Source organism: Streptomyces sp. NPDC008001 (genome assembly GCF_042958085.1).
GTDB lineage: Bacteria > Actinomycetota > Actinomycetes > Streptomycetales > Streptomycetaceae > Streptomyces.
In genome coordinates, this window is sequence record NZ_JBIBIZ010000008.1 from 452,861 (window position 1) to 474,261 (window position 21,401).

The window sequence follows — 21,401 nt, forward strand, 5'->3', positions numbered from 1 at the left end:
CAGCGGTAGAAGGAAGAAGCAGGAGCGCAGGAGCCGGCGGACCGGGCGGTTCACGCCGCGCGGGGCAGCTGCCGGAGGATTCCGTTCCGTACGGTGGCGGTGTCCGTGCCCAGCTTCCGCAGCAGGCCGTCGGTCACCTTGTCGTCCGGGTCGAGGATGCCCAGGACGACGTGTTCCGGACCGATGTGGCGGTCCTTGCGGGCGAGGGCCTCGCGCAGCGAGCGCTCCAGGGCCTTCTTCGCGCGGCGCGCGAAGGGGATGTGGCCCTTCCGGGCGGGTTCGTCCCGGCGGCGGCCGAAGGGCAGGATCCGCCGCCGCTCCTCAGGGGGACCGGGCCGGTCGAGGGCTCCCGGGCCGAACGTGTCCTCCGCCCGGGCCCGTACGGCCTCCAGATCGATGCCGAACGCGCGCAGCGCCTCCGCGTCGCTCGCACCGAGCGGGCCGGTCGGTGCCAGGGCGCTCCGGCACGCCTCCGGCGTGATCCCGAACCCGGCCAGCGTCGCGACCACGGGGGCGCCGGGCCGGCCGAGCACGCCGAGCAGCAGGTGCTCGCTGCCGATCCACGTGTGGCCCAGCTCGCGGGCCTCTTCCTGCGCCAGTACGACGGCGATGCGTGCGTCCTGGGTGAACCGTTCGAACATGCCTACCTCCTGGCGTGCTTCTTGTGGACTGCCTGCCTGCTGACCCCGAGCGCGGCCCCGATCTCCTCCCAGGACCAGCCCTGCCGGCGTGCGCTGTCGACCTGGAGCGCCTCCAGGCGCTCGACGAGCCGCCGCAGTGCGGCGACGGCGTGCAGTCCCACGCGGGGATCGCTGTCCATGGCGGCCTCGGTGGTGCCGACCGCGTCCTTCGCATCCGTTCCGGCCATGCTGTCAACGTAGGATGACAGCCGGGAGGTGTCAACCCTTGTTGACGGGCGGGTCCTCCTTCAGCGGGCGCTTGTAGTAGCTCCAGGGGAAGGAGCCCGTGCCGACCTGGGTCCAGCCGTCCTCCTCCATGTGCCGGCGGCGCCCGGCGACCGCGAGCGGGACGCGGCGGTACTCCCACCGCCGGTCGGACGCCTCCACCGCGTGGTACAGCGGGCCGAACTCGACCAGCTCCCAGCCGTCCAGGCCGGCCTCGGCGAGGGCGGGCATCTCGTTGAACGCGGTCAGCGGGGTCAGGATCCGGCGCTCGGGGGAGCCTTCGGGGACGGCGGCGCCCTTGGCCGAGAAGCGCTGCTGCGCGGCCTGCCGGCTCACGCCCAGCAGGCGGCCGATGGTGTCCCAGCTGTGCCCCGCGGCCCGGGCACCCTGCACGGCCTCGCGCAGCAGCCGGCTCGTCTCCTCGGCGCCGGTCCTGGTGGCGGCCACGAGGCGCAGGTAGCCCTCCGGGTCGTGGTCCAGGGATTCGGCGAGCCCTTCGGGGGCGCCGAGGACGGCGCTCGCGATGCCCTCGCGGATGCGGGCCTCTTCTTCCGGGGTGAGCGGTGCCGCCTCGCCGCTCATCGCTGCCCGCTGCCGTGCTCTTCGGGGCGCAGCGGCTCCAGTGCGTCCAGGGTCTCCTCGTCGCGGCGGAGCCGTGCCGCGTCCCCGGCCGCTGCCGGGGCTGTCCCGGCCGCGTGCATCATGCCGAAGAGCGCGCCCATGCCCGCGATGAGGACGACTTCGGCGGCGATCAGGGCGGCGAACGGTGCGGGGCCGAGATCCTCGGCGAGCGACAGTCCGAGCGTGATCAGGGCGATGGCGCAGCTCACGAACGCCAGCAGGATTCCGGCCTGGGTGGACTGGGCTTGGGAGGGCCGGGCATGGGCGGACCGAGCTCGGGCGGACCCGGCTGGAGCGGGCTCAGGGGCGGCCGGCGGCCGCTTCGGTGTGATCATGGTGTCAAGATTCCCTTGACGCCGTGGCCGTTGTCAACTTTCCCTTGACGTGATCCGTTCCAGCAGCGCCGGCAGCGCCGTCCCGATCGGCTCGCGCACCAGCTCGTCGGCCCGGTCGTCGTACGGCGTCGGTTCCGCGTTGACGATGACGAGCCGCGCGCCGTGGTCGGCCGCCAGTCCCGCGAGCGACGCGGCGGGATGCACCTGGAGGCTCGTGCCCACCGCGATGAAGATGTCGCACGCCTTGGTCACGGCCACGGCCTCGCCGAGCACCACCGGGTCCAGGCCCTCGCCGAACATCACCGTCGCCGACTTGAGGATCCCGCCGCACGCCTCGCAGGCCGGGTCCGGGTCGCCCGCCGCCACGCGCTCCAGCGCCGCCTCCATGCCGGAGCGCACCTTGCAGCGGGTGCACTGCACCGCCCGCGCCGTGCCGTGCAGTTCGAGGACCTTCCGCTCCGGCATCCCCGCCATCTGGTGCAGCCCGTCCACGTTCTGCGTGATCACACGCACCGGGACGCCCGCCTTCTCCAGCTGCACCACGGCCCGGTGCGCGGCGTTCGGCCGGGCGCGCAGGGCCGGGCCGTCACGCCGCATCAGCCACGAGCGGCGCCGGATCTCCGGGTCCGCCATGTAGTACGCGTACGTGACGAGCTTCTCGGCCTCGGGGTCACGGCGCCACAGGCCGTTCGGGCCGCGGTAATCGGGGATCCCCGAATCCGTGGAGATGCCGGCGCCGCTGAGGATCGCCACCAGAGGATGCTTCGTGCTGCCGTTGTTCATGGCGCGAGCGTACGGAGCGGGCGGGAGGTCGGCGACGGGGTTTTTCTCCCCGTCTCCCGCCGTATCCCGCGGATCTCCTGCCGTATAGACCTGTCGATATTTCGAGTGCTTTCCGGGGCCTGTGGGAGGGGTGGGTGCAGTGATGCTTTATCGACTTTTCGGGACTTCATTCCGATGGAGTCGTTTTATGTGAAAGGCATTCGTTCGTGGGGGTGAATGCGGCAGCGGCATCCGGGCCAAAGACCGGGCTCGTCTCGCGAGCGCGTGTCTGCGGGTGTGTTCCTGTGCCACTCCGGGTGTTCTGGAGTGAAGGGAGCGATATGTCGCTAATTGGGAGACGGGCCGGGGCCTTGGTGGCCGGGCGAGGTGCCGTCGCACTGGGTGTGCTGGTCGTGTTCTGCGCATCGGCGGGAGGGGCCGGGGCATCCCCGGTCGCCTCCTCGTCGGGGCCCGTGCCCGCCCCCGGGCCCGTGCCCGGGGGAGTGCCGGGCGAGGTGATCTCGCAGCTCGGCCAGAAGGTACGAAAGGCGCCCGCGACGTCCGCGCCGGTCGTCGGCGGATACGGGCCGGGGCAGCAGGTGCTCATCGCCTGCAAGGCCGCCGGGGAACGGGTGGCGGGGGACGCCCTCTGGTACCGGCTGGCCGACGGGCGCGGCTGGATGAGCGCCCACTACGTGCGCCCGAACGGACAAGTGCCGCCGTGCCGGATCAGCGGGCCCGGGGGGCAGCAGGGCAGCGGTCACGGGCGCCCGGGAGGTGCGAAGGGCTCGAAGGGTTCGAAGGGCGGGCCACGCCCCTCCGCTCCGCAAGGCGTCCCCGCGGCGGGCTCGCCGGTGACCGTCGTGCAGGACCACTCCGTCCCGCCCCTGTCCCTCGACCAGCACCTGCGCAGCCCCGCGTGTCCCCCCGGCACCAGGATCATCGGAGGCGGCTACTTCCAGCCGGGCAGCCGGATCGGCGGCCTGGAGAAGCTCGACGCCTATCCCAGCGTCACCGAGAACGTCTACGTGGTGGGTGTGAACAACACGAGTCCCACCGCCATCGACCTGCGCGTCTTCGCCATCTGTCAGCCCGGGGCCGGCGCGAAGCCGGCCCCCGGCGCCAAGCCGACGCCCGGCGCCAAGCCGCCCGTGGCGAAGCCGCCGGTGACGAAGCCGGCGCCCGTCATGAAACCGCCCGCAGCCAAGCCGCCCGTGGCCAAGCCGACTCCGCCCGCCAAGCCCGAGCCGAGCGCGCCCGTCATCCTGCCCGCCCCCGTCACGCCGCCCGCCAAGCCCGCGCCCGTGGGGAAACCGACGCCGGCCTGAGGGTGCCGGCGGAGTGCCGGTGGCCCGCCCCCACCCCGCGGCGGGCCATCCGCGCACCCTGCCTCCAGGTAATTGACCTACAGGTCAAGAAGTCGTACGGTCTCTCCCATGGGAAGGCCGAAGCAGTTCGATCCGGACGCAGCCGTCGACAAGGCCATGGACGTCTTCTGGCGCAAGGGCTACGCAGCCACGACGCCCCAGGACCTCGTCGACGAGCTCGGCATCGGCAAGGGCAGTCTCTATCACGCCTTCGGCAGCAAGCACGCCCTGTTCGAGCGCGCCCTGGAGCGTTACCGCGACACCCAGTCGGCGGCGCTGGTGGAGCTGCTCGACCAGCCGGGCCCCGTCCGGCCGCTCCTGCGCTCCGCGCTGGAGCTGCTGATCGAGACCGACCTCGGTGAGGCCGGCCGCCGCGGGTGCTTCGCCGTGAACACCGCCACCGAACTGGGCGGCCGGGACGACGCCCCCACCGCACTCGTACGCCGCATGTTCGAGCGCACGGAGGGCGCCTTCGAGGCGGTCGTCGAGCGCGGGCAGCGCACGGGCGAGTTCGCCCCGGACCGGGACCCTGCCGAGGTCGCGAGCCTGCTGCTCGCCACGCTCGTCGGCATGCGCGTCATCGCCCGCGCCCAGGGCGGCAGGGAACGGCTCGGCCGCATCGCGGACGCGGCGCTCGCCGTCCTCTGAGTCACCGGAGGTGCCACGGCCGCCAGGTCATCGGCCGGACCGTGTCTGCACTGCTCAGTGGTGTCCCATTCAGCCGTATCCATATTTTGTACCTACAGGTAAAGAAAGAAGCGTGTCATGGACCTTCGTCTCACCGGGAAGACCGCCCTCGTCACCGGCGCCAGTCGCGGCATCGGCCTCGCGACCGTCCGCTCCCTCGCCGCCGAGGGCGTACGGGTCGTCGGCGCCGCCCGTACGATCACGCCCGAGCTGAAGGAGGCCGCCGCAGTCACCGTCTCCGTGGACCTGACCGACCCGGACGGCGCGCGCACGCTCGTCGAGCAGACCCTCGCCGGGCTCGGTGACGGGCTCGACCTGCTGGTCAACAACGCCGGCGGCGGCGACGACATCGTGCTCGGCGGGTTCCTCGACGCGGACGACGCCCAGTTCCGGGCGAACCTGGACCTCAACTTCCTCGCCGCCGTCCGCGTCAGCCGCGCCGCCCTGCCGTCCCTGATCGAGCGGCGCGGGTCCGTCGTCAACGTCTCCTCCATCAACGCCCGGCTCCCCGCGGCCGGCCCCGTCGCCTACAGCGTGGCCAAGGCGGCGCTCACGGCCTTCGGCAAGTCGCTGTCCGAGGAGTTCGGGCCGCGGGGCGTGCGCGTCAACACCGTTTCGCCGGGCGTGGTCCGCACGGCGATCTGGGAGGACCCCGAGGGCTTCGGCGGCAAGGTGGCCGCCGCGGCCGGCGTCGGCCACGACGAGCTCCTGGCGCGGCTCCCCGAGCGCTTCGGCATGGCCAGCCCGCGCATCACCGAGCCCGGCGAGGTCGCGGCCCTCATCACCTTCCTGCTCTCCGGCGTGGCGGCCAACATCACCGGCGCGGACCACGTCATCGACGGCGGCACCGTAAAAACCGTCTGAGACCGGCGAAGACCATCCGGGCCCGGCGAAGACCGTCCGGGACCGGTGGTGGGCGCCGCCCGCAGGCCCGTAGCGGCCCGGCGCTCAGTCCCGCGGCCCGTCGTCGCGGTCGCGGGCGCTTTCCGCGACCCGGCGCAGCCGCGGGTGGCGCACCGGGGCCCGCTCCTCGAGCGCGTCGCCGACCATGGTCCGCAGCGCGTCCCGCAGGCCGTGCATCGCGTGGTGCCGGGCCGGGCCCGCCCCCGGGTCCTCGCGCAGCTCGGACACCAGTGACCAGCACAGCGCCAGCATCACCAGGACGAACGGCAGGGCGACCAGGATCGTCGCCGACTGCAGCGACTGCAGCCCGCCGGCCACCAGCAGGACCGCGGCCACCGCCGCCATCAGCACGCCCCACGTCACCACCAGCCACGTGCGCGGGTGCAGTGCGCCGCGGCTGGAGAGCGAGCCCATCACCAGGGACGCGGAGTCCGCGCTGGTGATGAAGTACGTCATGACCAGCGCCATCGCGATCCACGACGTGAGCGTCTCCAGGGGCAGCGTGTCCAGGAGCGCGAACAGGGAGGCCTCCGCGCCGTCCTTGACGGTCCCGGCCATGTCGGCCGCGCCCGTCATGTCCAGCCGCAGGGCGCTGCCGCCCATCACGCAGAACCACACCACCGTCGCACCGCTGGGCACCAGCAGGACGCCGATGAGGAACTCGCGGATCGTCCTGCCGCGCGAGATGCGGGCGATGAACGTGCCGACGAAGGGGGCCCAGGACAGCCACCACGCCCAGTAGAAGATCGTCCACGCGCCGAGCCACTTGGAGTCGGTGAACGCGCCCGTGCGGGTCGCGAGGGTCACCAGGTCGTGCAGATAGCCGCCGGCGGCCGCGGGGATGGTGTTGAGGACGAAGACCGTGGGGCCGAGGAGGAAGACGAAGAGCATGAGGCAGGCGGCGAGCACGATGTTGAGCGTGCTGAGCCACTTCACGCCCTTGTGCAGGCCCGAGAACGCCGACAGCACGAACGCCGCCGACAGCGCGGCGATGATGATCAGCTCCAGCGTCGTGGTGTCCTTGACTCCGGTCGTGATGTTGAGCCCCTTCGACACCTGCAGGGCGCCCAGGCCGAGGCTCGTCGCCGTGCCGAAGACGGTGGCGAAGACCGCGAGCAGGTCGATGCCCCGGCCCGGCCAGCCGGCCGCCCGCTCCTCGCCGATCAGCGGGACGAAGGCCGAGCTCAGCCGGTTGCCCCGGCCCTTGCGGAAACCCGCGTAGGCGAGGGCGAGCCCCGCCATGCCGTAGATCGCCCACGGGTGCAGGGTCCAGTGGAAGAACGAGTACTCCAGCGCGGTGCGGGCCGCCCCCGGAGTGTCCGCGGTGACGCCGCTGCCGGGCGGCGGCGAGACGAAGTGCAGGAGCGGTTCGCCGACGCCGTAGAACATCAAGCCGATGCCCATGCCCGCGCTGAACATCATCGCGATCCACGCGAGGTTGCTGAACTCCGGCTGGTCGTCGTCCCGGCCGAGCCGGATCCGGCCGAAGCGGCTGAAGGCGATGACGACGCACAGGACGAGGAAGACGTCGGCGGCGATCACGAACAGCCAGGCGAAGTTGGACAGCACCCAGTTCAGCGCCGACTTCGTCAGCCGGTCGAACGAATGCTTGCCCAGCGCCGCCCACGCGACCACCGCGAGCACGGCCGCGCCGCCGATCGCGACCAGCGCCGCGTCCGGGGGCTCCTCCCGGCCGGCCATCGCGGCGGGGGAGTGCGGGTCGGCCGGCTCGTGTGCGTCGGTGCTCATGACGCCCCACTATGGCCGGAAGAGTGGTGAATTGGGCGGACTGGCACGCCGCGCAGGGGCATGGGCAACGGCGGATCCGCCCGGGTAGGGTCCAGGCGGCACGGCCGGGCTCGATGCGACTCGACGCGAGGGGTGGCGCGCAATGACGGACGCGGTACGGGTGCTGATCGCCGCGGACAAGTTCAAGGGCTCCCTGACGGCCGCCGAGGTCGCCCGGCACGTCGCCGCCGGGCTGCGGCGGGGCGCGGACGCCGCCGGCGTCCGGCTCGGCGCCGAGGCGCTGCCCGTCGCGGACGGCGGGGACGGCACGGTCGCCGCGGCGGTCGCCGCCGGCTTCGAGCGCCGCGACGTCCGGGTGACCGGGCCGGTGGGCACGCCGGTCACCGCCGCCTACGCGCTGCGCGGCGCGACCGCGGTCGTGGAGATGGCCGAGGCGTCCGGCCTGCGGCGGCTGCCCGGCGGAACGCCCGCGCCGCTCACCGCCACGACCTACGGGACCGGTGAGCTCGTGCGGGCCGCGCTCGACGCGGGGGCGCGCTCGCTGGTCCTCGGCATCGGCGGCAGCGCGACGACGGACGGCGGGGCCGGGATGCTGAGTGCGCTCGGCGCGCGGTTCCTCGACGCGTCCGGTGCGCCGCTCGGGCCCGGGGGCGCGGCCCTGGCCGGGCTCGCCACGGCCGACCTGTCCGGGCTCGATGCCCGGCTGCGGACCGCTGACCTCGTCCTCGCGAGCGACGTCGACAACCCGCTGACCGGGCCGGCCGGGGCCGCGGCCGTCTACGGCCCGCAGAAGGGCGCCCGCCCGGATGACGTGGCCCTGCTGGACGCCGCCCTCGCGCACTACGCCGCCGTGCTCGACGGCGGCGCCCTCGCGGACGCGCCCGGGGCGGGCGCCGCGGGCGGGCTCGGCTACGGGGCGCTGGCCGGCCTCGGCGCCGCCTTCCGGCCCGGCATCGAGGTCATGCTCGACGTCCTCGGCTTCGACGAGGCCCTGGCCGGCGCCGACCTCGTGATCACGGGCGAGGGCTCCCTCGACGCGCAGACCCTGCGGGGCAAGGCGCCGGCGGGGGTGGCCGCGGCGGCCAGGGCGCGGGGCGTCCGGGTGGTGGCGGTCTGCGGCCGCCTGGCCCTGGAGAGCTCCGCCCTCCGGGGCGCCGGCATCGACCGCGCGTACGCCCTGACGGACCTGGAGCCGGATCCGGACCGCTGCATGGCCCTCGCCGGGCCCCTGCTGGAACGGCTCGGAGAACGCATCGCCGCGGACTGCCTCCCGTAGCCCGGCACCTCCAGTGAGGGTGCGCGGCGTTGCGGCGGGGGTGAGGCCTGGTCCCTCACGGCGGTTCGGCGCCCCCGGGGCGTACGCCCGTAAACGCCGCGTGGGGCGCCCCGGACCCGAAGGTCCGGGGCGCCCCACGCGTGGTCACCCGCGACGGCAGTCGCTACGGAAGCTGCGTCGCCCTCGCCTCGCGGCGGTTGTCGCGGAACGTGTTCACCCGGCGCGCCGTCGCGAACAGCGGGATCACCGCGCCCAGGACCACCTGGAGCGCACAGCCCGTCTGCAGCAGCAGCTCGCCGCCCGGCGCGTCGAACGCCCAGGCCGCCAGCAGGCCCATGCTGAGCACGATCCAGCTGAGCATCGCCACCGCGAGGCGACCCCGCGGCTTGGGGTACTCGACCCGGCTCACCATCAGCCACGCCACGCCCACGATCGCCAGCAGCGTCGGGACGAAGGGGAGCTCCAGCAGCACGATCGAGACGACCGTGAGCGCCCCGAAGGGACTCGGCATGCCCTGGAAGATGCCGTCCCGCAGCTGGACGCACGAGAAGCGCGCCAGCCTCAGCACGACCGCCAGCAGCACCACGACCGCGGCCACGGCCGACACCCGCTGGTGCGCGTCGTCCGCGACCATGCCCCACACGACCACGAAGTACGCCGGGGCGAGCCCGAAGCTGATCAGGTCGGAGAGGTTGTCCAGCTCCGCACCCATCGCCGAGCTGCGCAGCTTGCGCGCCACGAGCCCGTCGAAGAGGTCGAAGACCGACGCGAGCAGCATCAGTATCACCGCGGTGGCCGCGCTGTGGCGGGCCATGCCGCCGTCCTCGTTCCCCGTGAGGTGGGGGATGAGGACGCCGGTGGTGGTGAAGTACACCGCCATGAACCCGCAGATCGCGTTACCGAGCGTGAGCGTGTCCGCTATTGAGAGCCGGGTGGACAGCGGGATGTCCTCCGCGTCCTCTTCCGCCTCGGGCACCCAGGAAGCCTGTGCGTCCTGATCAATCACGGTCAAGGCGTGTCACCCCCGCGGTGGTCTTCTGACCGACCTCGACCGCGACCTCGACGCCCTCCGGGAGGTAGACGTCGACGCGCGAACCGAAACGGATCAGACCGATCCGCTCACCCTGCTCCACCTTGGTGTCCGCGGTGAGGTACGGCACGATGCGACGGGCGACGGCGCCGGCGATCTGCACCATCTCGATGTCACCGAGCTCGGTGTCGAAGTGCCAGACGACGCGCTCGTTGTTCTCGCTCTCCTTGTTGAACGCCGGAACGAAGCCGCCGGGGATGTGCTCGACGGACGTCACGGTGCCGGCCAGCGGCGCCCGGTTGACGTGGACGTTCAGCGGGCTCATGAAGATCGCGACACGGGTGCGGCCGTCCTTCCACGGCATGATGCTCTGCACCACGCCGTCGGCCGGGGAGATGACCCGGCCCTTGGCGATCTCGCGCTCGGGATCGCGGAAGAACCACAGCATGCCCGCCGCGAGCGCGGTGGTGGGCACGGCCAGCGCGGCCCAGCGCCCGGAGCGCCGGGCGCGGGAGAGGCTGACCGCCGCCGTGGCGACGGTCGGGAGGAGCCACGGCGATGCTCCGCGCGCGAGGCGTACGCCGGCGAGGCTGTCGCGGTGTGCAGAGGAAGAGCTGTGGGGCATGGGTGACCTTCGTAGCGGAGGGTGCCGCGAAACGATTGGGGGACGGCGGCTTTCCGGGGATGCTATCGGTTGCGACCGGCAACTGGCTAAGCGCCAGGGCCAGTCGATGGCCGAACTCCGATGACTGGGTGTGATCTTCTTCTCGGTCAAACCACCCTAATCGGAATAATTATCCCTGGATCCGGTACTCCTCGAGTAGCCGGCGGCCGATGATCATTTTCTGGATCTCTGCCGTTCCCTCACCGATGAGCAGCATAGGAGCCTCTCGGTAGAGGCGCTCGATCTCGTACTCCTTGGAGAACCCGTATCCGCCATGGATGCGGAACGCGTCCTCGACCACCTCCTTGCAGTACTCGGAGGCCAGGTACTTGGCCATGCCGGCCTCGAGATCGTTGCGGCGGCCCGAGTCCTTCTTCCGGGCCGCATTCACCATCATCGCATGGGCGGCTTCGACCTTTGTCCCCATTTCGGCAAGTTTGAACTGGATCGCCTGGTGCTGGGCAATCGGTTTTCCGAAGGTCTGCCGCTGCTGCGCGTAGGAGACACCCAGTTCGAACGCACGCTGTGCGACGCCGCAGCCACGCGCCGCGACGTTGACCCGGCCGACCTCGACCCCGTCCATCATCTGGTAGAAGCCCCGGCCCGTGACCCCGCCGAGCACCCGGTCGGCCGGAACCCGCAGGCCGTCCATGATCAGCTCGGTGGTGTCGACCCCCTTGTATCCCATTTTGTCGATCTTTCCGGGGATGGTCAGCCCCGGCTTGACCTCGCCGAACCCCGGCTCCTTCTCGATCAGGAAGGTGGTCATCGACTTGTGCGGGGCGGTCCCCTCGGGGTGGCCCTCGTCCGTCCGGCACAACACCGCCACCAGCGTGGACGTGCCGCCGTTCGTCAGCCACATCTTCTGACCGTTCAGCACGTACGCGTCGCCGTCGCGCACGCCCTTCGACGTGATGGCCGACACATCCGAGCCCAGGCCCGGCTCCGACATCGAGAACGCGCCCCGGATCTCCCCCGCCGCCATCTTTGGCAGGAAATAGTCCTTCTGTTCCTGAGTGCCGTGCTGCTTGAGCATGTAGGCCACGATGAAGTGCGTGTTGATGATCCCCGACACGCTCATCCAGCCCCGGGCGATCTCCTCCACGCACAGGGCGTATGTGAGAAGGGACTCACCGAGCCCGCCGTACTCCTCCGGGATCATCAGCCCGAAGACCCCGAGCTCCTTGAGGCCCTCCACTATCCGCGTGGGGTACTCGTCCCGGTGCTCCAGCTCGGTGGCGACCGGAATGATCTCCTTGTCGACGAAGTCGCGGACGGTCGACAGGATCTCCTGCTGGACGTCCGTCAGCCCGTCGGTCTGCGCCAGGCGGCCCATCTCACTTCTCCCGGATGATCGGCTCGGGACGGCCGGGCTGCTCCCCGCCGCGCTCCTTGATGTACGTGGCGGTGGGCACCATCACCTTGCGCCGGAAGGTGCAGACCACGGTGCCGTCCTGCTTGTAGCCGATGGTCTCCACGTGCACGATCCCGCGGTCGCTCTTCGACTTCGACGGCGTCTTGTCCAGCACCCGCGTCTCGCCGTAGATCGTGTCGCCGTGGAAGGTCGGCGCGACGTGCTTCAGCGACTCGACCTCCAGGTTGGCGATGGCCTTGCCGGAGACGTCCGGGACGGACATGCCCAGGAGGAGGGAGTAGACGTAGTTCCCGACCACGACGTTCTTGCCGAAATCGGTCGTCTTCTCCGCATAGTTGCTGTCCATGTGCAGCGGATGGTGGTTCATGGTCAGCAGACAGAACAAATGGTCGTCGTACTCGGTGACGGTCTTCCCGGGCCAGTGCTTGTAGACGTCGCCGACGGTGAACTCTTCGTAGGTCCGGCCGAACTGCATGGTGCTCAGGCCTCCGGGATCTCGAACTTCGACGTACGGGTCATCCCCGCCGCCCGGCCCTTGCCGGCGATGACCAGGGCCATCTTCCGGCTGGCCTCGTCGATCATCTCGTCGCCGAGCATCGCCGAGCCCTTCTTGCCGCCCGCCTCCGACGTGCACCAGTCGTACGCGTCCAGGATCAGCTCGGCGTGGTCGTAGTCCTCCTGCGAGGGGGAGAACACCTCGTTGGCCGCGTCCACCTGGCCGGGGTGCAGCACCCACTTGCCGTCGAAGCCCAGCGCCGCCGCGCGCCCCGCGACCTCCTTGTAGCCGTCCACGTTCTTGATCTGCAGGTACGGGCCGTCGATGGCCTGCAGGTCGTTCGCGCGGGCCGCCATCAGGATGCGCATCAGGATGTAGTGGTAGGCGTCCGCCGGGTAGCCCGGCGGCTGCTCGCCGACCACGAGGGACTTCATGTTGATGGAGGCCATGAAGTCCGCCGGGCCGAAGATGATCGTCTCCAGGCGCGGCGACGCCGCGGCGATCTCGTCCACGTTCACGAGACCCCTGGCGTTCTCGATCTGCGCCTCGATGCCGATGCGGCCGGCTTCGAAGCCCATGGTCTTCTCGATCTGCGTCAGCAGCAGGTCCAGGGCGACGACCTGCTGGGCGTCCTGCACCTTCGGCAGCATGATGCAGTCGAGGTTGGGGCCGGCGCCCTCCACGACGGTGATCACGTCGCGGTACGTCCAGTGCGTCGTCCAGTCGTTGACGCGGACGACCCGGGTCTTGCCCGTCCAGTCGCCGTTGTTGAGCGCGTCGACGATCGAGTGGCGGGCGCCCTCCTTGGCCAGCGGGGCGCAGGCGTCCTCGAGGTCGAGGAAGACCTGGTCGGCGGGGAGGCCCTGCGCCTTCTCCAGGAAGCGCGGATTGCTGCCGGGCACCGCGAGGCACGAACGGCGCGGGCGCAGCGGCTTCGCATGAGAAGAGGCAGCCGCGGAGCGGCTTCCACCCGGGGTGGTGGCGGGAGACGGGTGGGCGGTCATGCGGGGACCTCCAGCGGGTCGAGGTGGTTCGCTTTCCGGATCTCGTCGACGATACGTCCGATGATCTCCGTGATGCCGAAATCCTTGGGGGTGAACACCGCGGCGACGCCGGCCGCCCGCAGGGCGGTGGCGTCCGCGGACGGGATGATGCCTCCGACGATGACGGGGACCTCGCCGGCCCCCGCGGCGCGCATCCGCTCCAGCACGTCGGGGACGAGCTCGGCGTGCGACCCGGAGAGGATCGACAGGCCGACGCAGTGCACGTCCTCGGCGACGGCCGCCGAGACGATCTGCTCCGGGGTGAGCCGGATGCCCTGGTAGACCACCTCGAAGCCCGCGTCGCGGGCCCGGACGGCGATCTGCTCGGCGCCGTTGGAGTGGCCGTCCAGGCCGGGCTTGCCGACGAGCAGGCGCAGCTTGCCGCTGCCCAGCTCCTCGGCCGTACGGGCGGCCTTGGTGCGCACGGCTGCCAGCGGGGTGCCGGCCTCCGCGGTGACCGCGACGGGGGCGCTGCTGACGCCCGTGGGTGCCCGGAACTCCCCGAAGACGTCGCGCAGGGCCCAGGACCACTCGCCGGTCGTGACCCCGGCGCGGACGCACTCCAGGGTGGCCGCCATGAGGTTGTCCGGGCCAGCGGCCGCCTTCTTCAGGGCGGAGAGCGACTCCTGGGCGCGGGCCTCGTCGCGGTTGTCGCGCCAGGCGTGCAGGGAGGCGACGACGCGGGCCTCGTTGGCCGGGTCCACGGTCATGATCGCGGTGTCGAGGTCGGCGGTGAGCGGGTTGGGCTCGGTCGACTCGTAGCAGTTGACGCCGACGATCTTCTCCTCGCCGGCCTCGATCCGGGCCCGGCGCTCGGCGTGCGAGGAGACCAGCCGGGACTTCAGGTAGCCGGACTCGACGGCCGCCATCGCGCCGCCCATCTCCTGGATCCGGTCCATCTCCTCCAGGCACTCCTCGGCCAGCGCGGCGACCTTCGCCTCGACGACGTGCGAGCCGGCGAAGATGTCGTCGTACTCCAGCAGGTCGCTCTCGTGCGCGAGGACCTGCTGGATCCGCAGGCTCCACTGCTGGTCCCAGGGCCGGGGCAGGCCCAGCGCCTCGTTCCAGGCGGGGAGCTGCACGGCGCGGGCCCGGGCGTCCTTGGAGAGGGTCACGGCCAGCATCTCCAGGACGATGCGCTGGACGTTGTTCTCCGGCTGGGCCTCGGTCAGGCCGAGGGAGTTGACCTGGACGCCGTAGCGGAAGCGGCGCTGCTTGGGGTTCTCGATGCCGTAGCGCTCCCGGGTGATCCGGTCCCAGAGGCGGGCGAAGGCCCGCATCTTGCACATCTCCTCGATGAACCGGACGCCCGCGTTCACGAAGAACGAGATGCGGGCGACGACATCGCCCTTGCGGTCCTCGGGGACCTGCCCGGAGGCGAACACCGCGTCGAGCACGGCGATCGCGGTGGACAGCGCGTACGAGATCTCCTGGACCGGAGTGGCCCCCGCCTCCTGCAGGTGGTAGCTGCAGATGTTGATCGGGTTCCACTTCGGGATGTGGTTGACCGTGTACGTGATCATGTCGGTGGTCAGCCGCAGCGACGGGCCCGGCGGGAAGACGTGCGTCCCGCGCGAGAGGTACTCCTTGACGATGTCGTTCTGCGTCGTCCCCTGCAGCTTGGTGACGTCGGCGCCCTGCTCCTCCGCGACCACCTGGTACATGGCCAGCAGCCACATGGCGGTGGCGTTGATGGTCATGGAGGTGTTCATCTGCTCCAGGGGGATGTCCTGGAACAGCCGCCGCATGTCGCCGAGGTGCGCGACCGGCACGCCGACCCGGCCGACCTCGCCGCGGGCGAGGATGTGGTCGGAGTCGTAGCCGGTCTGCGTCGGCAGGTCGAAGGCGACCGAGAGACCGGTCTGGCCCTTGGCGAGGTTGCGCCGGTAGAGCTCGTTGGACGCCTCGGCGGTGGAGTGCCCGGCGTAGGTCCGCATGAGCCAGGGCCGGTCTTTTTGACGTTCCGTCATCGCAGCTGACTCGCTCACTCGTTCCGGAAGCGGTTGATGGCGTCGATGTGCCGTGCCCGCATCTCCTCGTCGCGGACCCCCATGCCCTCCTCGGGGGCCAGCGCGAGCACGCCGACCTTGCCCTGGTGGAGGTTGCGGTGCACGTCGTACGCGGCCTGGCCGGTGTCCTCCAGGCGGTACGTCTTGGACAGGGTGGGGTGGATCTTGCCCTTGGCGATCAGGCGGTTGGCCTCCCACGCCTCGCGGTAGTTGGCGAAGTGCGAGCCGATGATCCGCTTCAGCGACATCCACAGGTAGCGGTTGTCGTACTGGTGCATGTAGCCCGACGTCGAGGCGCAGGTGGTGATCGTGCCGCCCTTGCGGGTGACGTAGACGCTCGCGCCGAAGGTCTCGCGGCCGGGGTGCTCGAAGACGATGTCGATGTCCTCGCCGCCGGTCAGTTCGCGGATGCGCTTGCCGAAGCGCTTCCACTCGCGCGGGTCCTGCTCGTGCTCGTCCTTCCAGAACCTGTAGTCCTCGGCGGAGCGGTCGATGATCGCCTCGGCGCCCATCCGCCGGCAGATCTCCGCCTTCTTGTCGCTGGACACCACGCAGATCGGGTTGGCGCCGCCGGCGAGGGCGAACTGGGTGGCGTACGAGCCGAGTCCGCCGCTCGCGCCCCAGATGAGGACGTTGTCGCCCTGCTTCATGCCGGCGCCGTTGCGGGAGACGAGCTGGCGGTAGGCGGTGGAGTTGACCAGGCCGGGCGCGGCCGCCTCCTCCCAGCTGAGGTGGCGGGGCTTGGGCATGAGCTGGTTGGACTTCACCAGCGCGAGCTCGGCGAGGCCGCCGAAGTTGGTCTCGAAGCCCCAGATGCGCTGCTCGGGGTCGAGCATCGTGTCGTTGTGGCCGTCGGCGGACTCCAGCTCGACGGACAGGCAGTGGGCGACGACCTCGTCGCCGGGCTTCCAGGCGTTGACGCCGGGGCCGGTGCGCAGGACGACGCCCGCCAGGTCGGAGCCGATGACGTGGTACGGCAGGTCGTGCCGCTTGGCCAGCGGGGAGGTCTTGCCGTAGCGCTCCAGGAAGCCGAAGGTGGACAGCGGCTCGAAGATCGAGGTCCAGACGGAGTTGTAGTTCACCGAACTGGCCATGACGGCCACGAGCGCCTCGCCGGGCCCGAGTTCGGGCACCGGCACCTCCTCGACGTGCAGCGACTTGCGCGGGTCCTTCTCCCGGGTGGGGAGGCCCTCGAACATGCCGGCCTCGTCCTTGTGCACGGTGACCGCGCGGTAGGAGTCGGGGACGGTCAGGGCCGCGAAGTCCTCGGGCGTGGCGTCCGGCGCGAGGATGGCGTCGAGTATCTGGTTCACGGTATTGCCTCCGGCGAAGCACGTTGGGGAACGGCTTGAGGGAACGTCGGGGGTGGTGCAGAGGGTGGAGCAGAGGCGGTGCCGTCGGTTCGGCGGGGTGGTGCGGGGCGGTGCTCGGTGCAGCTTCGACCCGGCGCCGGTGGGCGCGGTGGGAGTGCCTGTGACGCAGGCGTCCGGGCGCACAAGGTGCTTGTGGGGACAGCCGGCGCACGACGGTTGTGTCTGCGCGCCGGCCGCCCGGACAAGCACAACGTAATGGCACGGCGTGCCACACGACAAGACACTCGGTGCCAACAATTTCTCTCAGATGTCATCCGGAGGGCACGCATGAGCAACAAAGGCCGCCCCTCAGGGGCGGCCTTCGTCAGCAAATATCGGGTGATGTCCTACTTCTTCTTGAGCGCCTTCTCGATCGCTCGCATGACCTCGTCCAGCGGCGCGTCCGTCCGGGCCACCGTGACCAGCACCTCGCCCTCGGCCCGCGCCGTCGCGCCCGGGGCCTCCTCCTGCCGGTCCCGGCCGGCCCCGATGCCCGTGCCGAAGGTCTCCCGCACGATCGCGAACGCGTGGTCGAGCTGGGCCTCCACGTCGCCCTGGCCGCCGCCGCGCAGCCAGCGCCGCAGCACGTGGTTGTGCGCGGTGACGACGGCCGAGGCGGCCACCTCGGCGAGCAGCGGGTCGTCGTCGCCGACGTGGTGCGCGCCCTCGTCGAAGTGGCCGAGGAGGTAGCGGGTGAACAGCCGCTCGTAGCGGGCCACGGAGGCGATCTCGCGCTCGCGCAGGGCCGGCACCTCGCGGGTCAGGCGGTAGCGCTCGACGGACACGGCCGGGGAGGCCGCGTACATCCGCATGACCTCCTTGATGCCCCGGCAGACGGTGTCGAGGGGGTTCTCGTGCGGCGGGGCCGCGTCGAGCACTCCCGCGGCCCGGACGAGGGTGTCGTCGTGGTCGGGGAAGATGGCCTCTTCCTTGGAGCGGAAGTGGCGGAAGAAGGTGCGGCGGGCGACGCCGGCCGCGGCCGCGATCTCGTCGACGGTCGTCGCCTCGTAGCCCTTGGTCGCGAACAACTCCATCGCGGCCGCGGCGAGTTTGCGGCGCATGGTCAGCCGCTGGGCGGCGGCCCGGCGGCTGCCGGCGCTCTCGGGGCCGGATTGCGGGTCTCGGGTATCACGGGGTGTTTCGTCGGCCGAGCGCGGAGCGCGGACGGCCTTGGCGGGCTGGGGCATGTGGGGAACGTAACACGCGTCCGTACGGGCGCGCCGGGACGGACCGTCCCCCGGTTCGAGCAGTCCGCCCCAGCCCGCGTCGCGCTCGCGCGCCGCCCCGTCAGGCCTTCGCATACTCGCGGAAGCCGCGGCCCGTCTTGCGGCCCAGGCAGCCCGCCGCCACGAGGTGTTCCAGGAGGGGCGCCGGGGCGAGGCCCGGGTCGCGGAACTCGCGGTGCAGGACCTTCTCGATGGCCAGGGACACGTCGAGCCCCACGACGTCGAGCAGTTCGAACGGGCCCATCGGGTAGCCGCCGCCGAGCTTCATCGCCGCGTCGATGTCGTCCGGGCTCGCGTAGTGCTCCTGCACCATCTTCACCGCGTTGTTCAGGTACGGGAACAGCAGGGCGTTGACGATGAACCCGGCCCGGTCGCCGCAGTCCACGGCGTGCTTGCGCACCTTCGCGCAGACCGCGCGGACGGTGGCGTGCACGTCGTCCGCGGTGAGGACCGTACGGACCACCTCCACCAGCTTCATCGCCGGCGCCGGGTTGAAGAAGTGCATCCCGATGACGTCCTGCGGGCGCGAAGTGGCGCGGGCGCAGGCGACGACGGGCAGCGAGGACGTGGTCGTGGCCAGCACCGCGCCCGGCTTGCAGATCTTGTCGAGCGTGCCGAACAGCTGCTGCTTGACCGCCAGGTCCTCGGCCACGGCCTCCACGGCCAGGTCCACGTCCGCGAAGGCGTCCAGCGACCCCTCCGGGGAGATGGCCGCGAGCGCGGCCTCCCGCTCCTGCGCGGTGAGGCGGCCCTTGTCCACCGAGCGCGCGAGGGACTTCGCCACCCGCGCCTTGGCGGCCTCGGCCTTCTCCTGCGAGCGCGCCGCGAGCACCACGCGGTAGCCGGCCTTGGCGAAGACCTCGGCGATGCCGCTCGCCATCGTCCCCGACCCGGCCACGCCGACCGCGCGCACCTCGCGCACCGGGGCCCGGCCCGCGGTCCCGCCGGCGCCGGGGGTTTCCGCGTCCGCCACGACCACGGCGGAGTCCGGCGCCTCGTAGGTGTAGAAGCCGCGGCCCGCCTTGCGGCCGGTCAGGCCCGCCTCCGCGAGCTGGCCGAGGACGGGCGCGGGCGCGTGCAGCCGGTCGTGAGAGGCCGCGTACATGGCCTCAAGGACCGTGCGCGCGGTGTCGATGCCGATCAGGTCCAGCAGGGCGAGCGGGCCCATCGGCAGGCCGCAGCCCAGCCGCATCGCCGCGTCGATGTCCTCACGGGTCGCGTAGCGCGACTCGTACATGGCGGCCGCCTGGTTGAGATAGCCGAACAGCAGCCCGTCGGCGACGAACCCGGGCCTGTCCCCGACGGCGACCGGCTCCTTGCCCAGCTCGCGGGCGAGCGCGGTGACGGCCGCGACGGCGGCGGGCGCGGTGAGCACCGACGAGACGACCTCGACCAGCTTCATCGCCGGCGCCGGGTTGAAGAAGTGCAGCCCCAGGACGCGCTCGGGGCGGGCCGAGTCGGCGGCGAGCCGGGTCACGGACAGCGCGTTGGTGCCCGTCGCGAGGATCGTCCCGGGGCGCACGACCGCGTCCAGCGCGGTGAACACCTCGTGCTTGACGGCGTAGTCCTCCGGGACGACTTCGATCACCAGGTCGGCGTCGGCCGCCGCCCGCAGGTCCGTGGCGGTGCGGAAGCGGGCCAGCGCGGCCCGCCGCTCGTCCTCGGTGATGCGCTCGCGGCGCACCGCGCGGGCGGTGGCGGCCTCCAGCGCACGCACCGCGTGCTCGGCCGCGGCCTCCGAGACGTCGATGCCGACGACCTCGCGGCCGGCCCGGACCAGGACTTCGGCGATGCCGGCGCCCATGGTGCCGAGGCCCACGACGGCGACGGTCCGCAAGGGGGAGGGGGCGGGGAGGAGGGACGGCTCAGGGCTGGACGTACGGTCCATCGCGAGACTCCAGAAGGTGTTCCCCGTGCGGGCGGGGATGCGTCGGTCGGTTGCCGGGGTGCAGGCGGGCGGCCCGGACGGGCCGCGGCGGCTGCGGGGATTTTCCGGGTGCGGGATTTCCGGGTACGGGTAAGGAGCGACCGCGGAAAGGGAGTTGTGCGACCGGCAGGCCCTGTCCCGGGGCCGTGCCGTACTCGACGGGCCGAACCGACGAACCGGCGTCGAAGCAGAAGCAGCGGGCGGCTGCGTCACCAGGCCGCCCGAGCGGGGGTGCCGCTCTTGCCGGGAGATTAACTCACGGGTAACCAAGAGCGCCAGGGGTCGGGCGGGCGACTTACCATGTGGCCCAGGCCACTCGGGGAGGAGAAGCGGGCAGTGACAGGAGCCGAGAGGGCAGAAGAGGAATTCCGTGCGCTGGTGAAGCGGGTGCGGGCCGAACTGGTCACGCCGGCCGAGTTCGCCGGCTTCGAGCGGCTGCTCGCGCTCGTCCGGTCCCGCGACGGCGGCCCGCCCGCCCGGCGCGCCCGCCGGGACGAGCTCGCCGAGATCCTGGTCGCCCCCGAACAGCCGCTGTGGGCCCGGGAGATCGCCGCCTTCGTCCTGGGGGCCGAGGGCGACCGCCGGGCCTTCGAGACGCTCATACTCCTGCTCAACTACCGCGAACCGGTCCGCTGCGCCACCGCCGCCTTCGTCCTCGCCCGCCTCGGCGACCCCCGCACCGCCCGCGCGGCCGCGGCCCTCGCCACCAACCCGCTGCGCACCGCCTACGCCCTCCACCCCGTCCGCCTGCTGACCGAGCTGCGCGCCCCCGAGTCCGTCCCCGCCCTGCTGGCCACCCTCGAACGGCTGCTGGCCGCCCGCGACCACTGCTGGCCGATCGCCCGCGCCTGCGTGGAGGGCCTGGGCGCCCTGGGCGACCGCCGCGCCGAGGACGCCCTGGTCGCGGCCCGCGAGCACGACCGGCTGCGGGCCGCGGCGCACGAGGCGCTGGCGCGCCTCGCGTGACGGCGGCCGGCCGGCGCGTGGCGCTCTCCTTCTCGCCTCTTTCGCACCGTTCCCGCGTTCGACCACCCCTCCCTTTCGAGGTGGGAACGCGTGTGCGTGCCGGGTGGGGGGATCCGGATTTGGGCGGGTGTGGCGTTGGTGGTTGGCTGTGCGCCGAAGCACGTAGCAGTTCGGTACGACGTCCGGAGGACAAGCCATGGGCCAGGTCGAGGCCACCACGGAGCGGATCATCGCGGCGGACCCCGAGGAGGTGTTCGACGCGCTGGCGGACTACGCCGGCACGCGGGCCAAGCTGCTGCCCGAGCACTTCAGCGAGTACGAGGTGCGCGAGGGCGGCGACGGCGAGGGCACCCTGGTGCACTGGAAGCTCCAGGCCACGAGCAAGCGCGTCCGCGACTGCCTGCTGGAGGTCACCGAGCCGACCACCGGGCAGCTGGTCGAGAAGGACCGCAACTCCTCCATGGTGACCACCTGGACCGTCACCCCGGCCGGCGAGGGCAGGGCCAAGGCCGTCGTCAGCACCGTGTGGAACGGCGCCGGCGGCATCGGCGGCTTCTTCGAGCGGGCCTTCGCCCCCAAGGGCCTCGGCCGGATCTACGACGCGGTGCTCGCCAAGCTGGCCGCGGAGGTCGAGAAGTAGGCCGCTGAGCGGCCCGCGCGCGCAGCGGCGGCGCAGGCGTGGTGAAGCCCGGACCGGCCACGGTCCGG

21 protein-coding genes are annotated in these 21,401 nt (G+C 71.9%); 6 read left to right on the forward strand and 15 right to left on the reverse strand.

Going from position 1 to position 21,401, the window contains the following annotated elements:
- Positions 1-50: 50 nt before the first annotated feature.
- The 5 genes from ACFZCD_RS23375 to ACFZCD_RS23395 form a co-directional block, all read right to left on the reverse strand.
- The gene (locus ACFZCD_RS23375; protein WP_391833818.1) at positions 51-641 is read right to left on the reverse strand and encodes a Clp protease N-terminal domain-containing protein; all 591 of its coding nucleotides are present in this window, start codon (positions 639-641) and stop codon (positions 51-53) included.
- Positions 642-643: 2 nt separating this feature from the next.
- Complete coding sequence (locus tag ACFZCD_RS23380) at positions 644-868, reverse strand: hypothetical protein (RefSeq protein ID WP_391833820.1); 225 nt, start codon at positions 866-868, stop codon at positions 644-646.
- A 31-nt stretch (positions 869-899) separates the two neighbouring features.
- On the reverse strand, positions 900-1,487 hold the full coding sequence (locus ACFZCD_RS23385; protein ID WP_391833822.1) for a hypothetical protein: 588 nt from the start codon (positions 1,485-1,487) through the stop codon (positions 900-902).
- Positions 1,484-1,735 (reverse strand): hypothetical protein, encoded by a 252-nt coding sequence (locus tag ACFZCD_RS23390; RefSeq protein ID WP_391833824.1) that lies wholly within the window; start codon positions 1,733-1,735, stop codon positions 1,484-1,486. Before ACFZCD_RS23390 ends, ACFZCD_RS23385 begins: the two co-directional genes overlap by 4 nt.
- A gap of 159 nt (positions 1,736-1,894) precedes the next feature.
- Positions 1,895-2,644 (reverse strand): NAD-dependent deacetylase, encoded by a 750-nt coding sequence (locus ACFZCD_RS23395; protein ID WP_391833826.1) that lies wholly within the window; start codon positions 2,642-2,644, stop codon positions 1,895-1,897.
- Positions 2,645-3,138: 494 nt separating this feature from the next.
- Here ACFZCD_RS23395 and ACFZCD_RS23400 point away from each other — a divergent pair, with 494 nt between their 5' ends.
- The 3 genes from ACFZCD_RS23400 (at position 3,139) to ACFZCD_RS23410 (ending at position 5,541) form a co-directional block, all read left to right on the forward strand.
- Entirely contained in the window at positions 3,139-3,951 is an 813-nt protein-coding gene (locus ACFZCD_RS23400) for a hypothetical protein (RefSeq protein WP_391833828.1), read from the forward strand.
- Between the two features lie 108 nt (positions 3,952-4,059).
- Complete coding sequence (locus ACFZCD_RS23405; RefSeq protein ID WP_391833830.1) at positions 4,060-4,638, forward strand: TetR/AcrR family transcriptional regulator; 579 nt, start codon at positions 4,060-4,062, stop codon at positions 4,636-4,638.
- Between the two features lie 117 nt (positions 4,639-4,755).
- On the forward strand, positions 4,756-5,541 hold the full coding sequence (locus ACFZCD_RS23410) for an SDR family oxidoreductase (RefSeq protein ID WP_391833832.1): 786 nt from the start codon (positions 4,756-4,758) through the stop codon (positions 5,539-5,541).
- Positions 5,542-5,625: 84 nt separating this feature from the next.
- Here the strand turns inward: ACFZCD_RS23410 and ACFZCD_RS23415 are convergent, their stop codons facing one another.
- Positions 5,626-7,329, reverse strand: coding sequence for a BCCT family transporter (locus ACFZCD_RS23415; protein WP_391833834.1), 1,704 nt, complete (start codon positions 7,327-7,329; stop codon positions 5,626-5,628).
- Between the two features lie 142 nt (positions 7,330-7,471).
- Between ACFZCD_RS23415 and ACFZCD_RS23420 the strand changes: the two genes are divergently transcribed.
- Positions 7,472-8,605 carry a glycerate kinase gene (locus ACFZCD_RS23420; RefSeq protein ID WP_391833836.1) on the forward strand — a complete coding sequence of 378 codons (1,134 nt, stop codon included), beginning with the start codon at positions 7,472-7,474 and terminating at the stop codon, positions 8,603-8,605.
- A gap of 163 nt (positions 8,606-8,768) precedes the next feature.
- On the opposite strand, the gene pssA is transcribed toward ACFZCD_RS23420, so the two are convergent.
- The 9 genes from pssA to ACFZCD_RS23465 form a co-directional block, all read right to left on the reverse strand.
- Positions 8,769-9,617 (reverse strand): CDP-diacylglycerol--serine O-phosphatidyltransferase, encoded by an 849-nt coding sequence (gene pssA, locus ACFZCD_RS23425; RefSeq protein WP_391833838.1) that lies wholly within the window; start codon positions 9,615-9,617, stop codon positions 8,769-8,771.
- Positions 9,604-10,260: a phosphatidylserine decarboxylase gene (locus ACFZCD_RS23430; RefSeq protein ID WP_391833840.1), complete on the reverse strand. Its 657-nt coding sequence runs from the start codon at positions 10,258-10,260 to the stop codon at positions 9,604-9,606. The genes pssA and ACFZCD_RS23430 overlap by 14 nt, the downstream gene beginning before the upstream one ends.
- A 169-nt stretch (positions 10,261-10,429) precedes the next feature.
- On the reverse strand, positions 10,430-11,635 hold the full coding sequence (locus ACFZCD_RS23435; protein WP_391833842.1) for an acyl-CoA dehydrogenase family protein: 1,206 nt from the start codon (positions 11,633-11,635) through the stop codon (positions 10,430-10,432).
- Between the two features lies 1 nt (position 11,636).
- The gene (locus ACFZCD_RS23440; RefSeq protein ID WP_030367822.1) at positions 11,637-12,149 is read right to left on the reverse strand and encodes a MaoC family dehydratase; all 513 of its coding nucleotides are present in this window, start codon (positions 12,147-12,149) and stop codon (positions 11,637-11,639) included.
- 5 nt (positions 12,150-12,154) lie between these two features.
- Positions 12,155-13,174 carry an HpcH/HpaI aldolase/citrate lyase family protein gene (locus ACFZCD_RS23445; protein ID WP_391833844.1) on the reverse strand — a complete coding sequence of 340 codons (1,020 nt, stop codon included), beginning with the start codon at positions 13,172-13,174 and terminating at the stop codon, positions 12,155-12,157.
- Positions 13,171-15,183, reverse strand: coding sequence for a protein meaA (locus tag ACFZCD_RS23450; RefSeq protein ID WP_391833846.1), 2,013 nt, complete (start codon positions 15,181-15,183; stop codon positions 13,171-13,173). The genes ACFZCD_RS23445 and ACFZCD_RS23450 overlap by 4 nt, the downstream gene beginning before the upstream one ends.
- A 14-nt stretch (positions 15,184-15,197) precedes the next feature.
- Positions 15,198-16,535 carry a crotonyl-CoA carboxylase/reductase gene (ccrA, locus tag ACFZCD_RS23455; protein ID WP_391833848.1) on the reverse strand — a complete coding sequence of 446 codons (1,338 nt, stop codon included), beginning with the start codon at positions 16,533-16,535 and terminating at the stop codon, positions 15,198-15,200.
- Between the two features lie 386 nt (positions 16,536-16,921).
- Entirely contained in the window at positions 16,922-17,761 is an 840-nt protein-coding gene (locus tag ACFZCD_RS23460; RefSeq protein ID WP_391833850.1) for a TetR family transcriptional regulator, read from the reverse strand.
- Positions 17,762-17,861: 100 nt separating this feature from the next.
- Positions 17,862-19,688, reverse strand: coding sequence for a 3-hydroxyacyl-CoA dehydrogenase family protein (locus tag ACFZCD_RS23465; protein ID WP_391833852.1), 1,827 nt, complete (start codon positions 19,686-19,688; stop codon positions 17,862-17,864).
- A 375-nt stretch (positions 19,689-20,063) separates the two neighbouring features.
- On the opposite strand from ACFZCD_RS23465, the gene ACFZCD_RS23470 reads away from it, so the two are divergent.
- Positions 20,064-20,693, forward strand: a complete 630-nt coding sequence (locus ACFZCD_RS23470) for a HEAT repeat domain-containing protein (RefSeq protein ID WP_391833854.1) — start codon at positions 20,064-20,066, stop codon at positions 20,691-20,693.
- 196 nt (positions 20,694-20,889) lie between these two features.
- The gene (locus ACFZCD_RS23475) at positions 20,890-21,333 is read left to right on the forward strand and encodes an SRPBCC family protein (RefSeq protein ID WP_391833856.1); all 444 of its coding nucleotides are present in this window, start codon (positions 20,890-20,892) and stop codon (positions 21,331-21,333) included.
- Positions 21,334-21,401: the final 68 nt, after the last annotated feature.

Bases quoted from the DNA above. Each gene is read 5' to 3' on its own strand.
- ACFZCD_RS23375 (WP_391833818.1), bottom strand. From the start codon at position 641: ATGTTCGAACGGTTCACCCAGGACGCACGCATCGCCGTCGTACTGGCG.
- ACFZCD_RS23380 (WP_391833820.1), bottom strand. From the start codon at position 868: ATGGCCGGAACGGATGCGAAGGACGCGGTCGGCACCACCGAGGCCGCC.
- ACFZCD_RS23385 (WP_391833822.1), bottom strand. From the start codon at position 1,487: ATGAGCGGCGAGGCGGCACCGCTCACCCCGGAAGAAGAGGCCCGCATC.
- ACFZCD_RS23395 (WP_391833826.1), bottom strand. From the start codon at position 2,644: ATGAACAACGGCAGCACGAAGCATCCTCTGGTGGCGATCCTCAGCGGC.
- ACFZCD_RS23405 (WP_391833830.1), top strand. From the start codon at position 4,060: ATGGGAAGGCCGAAGCAGTTCGATCCGGACGCAGCCGTCGACAAGGCC.
- ACFZCD_RS23410 (WP_391833832.1), top strand. From the start codon at position 4,756: ATGGACCTTCGTCTCACCGGGAAGACCGCCCTCGTCACCGGCGCCAGT.
- ACFZCD_RS23415 (WP_391833834.1), bottom strand. From the start codon at position 7,329: ATGAGCACCGACGCACACGAGCCGGCCGACCCGCACTCCCCCGCCGCG.
- ACFZCD_RS23420 (WP_391833836.1), top strand. From the start codon at position 7,472: ATGACGGACGCGGTACGGGTGCTGATCGCCGCGGACAAGTTCAAGGGC.
- ACFZCD_RS23430 (WP_391833840.1), bottom strand. From the start codon at position 10,260: ATGCCCCACAGCTCTTCCTCTGCACACCGCGACAGCCTCGCCGGCGTA.
- ACFZCD_RS23435 (WP_391833842.1), bottom strand. From the start codon at position 11,635: ATGGGCCGCCTGGCGCAGACCGACGGGCTGACGGACGTCCAGCAGGAG.
- ACFZCD_RS23440 (WP_030367822.1), bottom strand. From the start codon at position 12,149: ATGCAGTTCGGCCGGACCTACGAAGAGTTCACCGTCGGCGACGTCTAC.
- ACFZCD_RS23445 (WP_391833844.1), bottom strand. From the start codon at position 13,174: ATGACCGCCCACCCGTCTCCCGCCACCACCCCGGGTGGAAGCCGCTCC.
- ACFZCD_RS23450 (WP_391833846.1), bottom strand. From the start codon at position 15,183: ATGACGGAACGTCAAAAAGACCGGCCCTGGCTCATGCGGACCTACGCC.
- ACFZCD_RS23460 (WP_391833850.1), bottom strand. From the start codon at position 17,761: ATGCCCCAGCCCGCCAAGGCCGTCCGCGCTCCGCGCTCGGCCGACGAA.
- ACFZCD_RS23465 (WP_391833852.1), bottom strand. From the start codon at position 19,688: ATGGACCGTACGTCCAGCCCTGAGCCGTCCCTCCTCCCCGCCCCCTCC.
- ACFZCD_RS23475 (WP_391833856.1), top strand. From the start codon at position 20,890: ATGGGCCAGGTCGAGGCCACCACGGAGCGGATCATCGCGGCGGACCCC.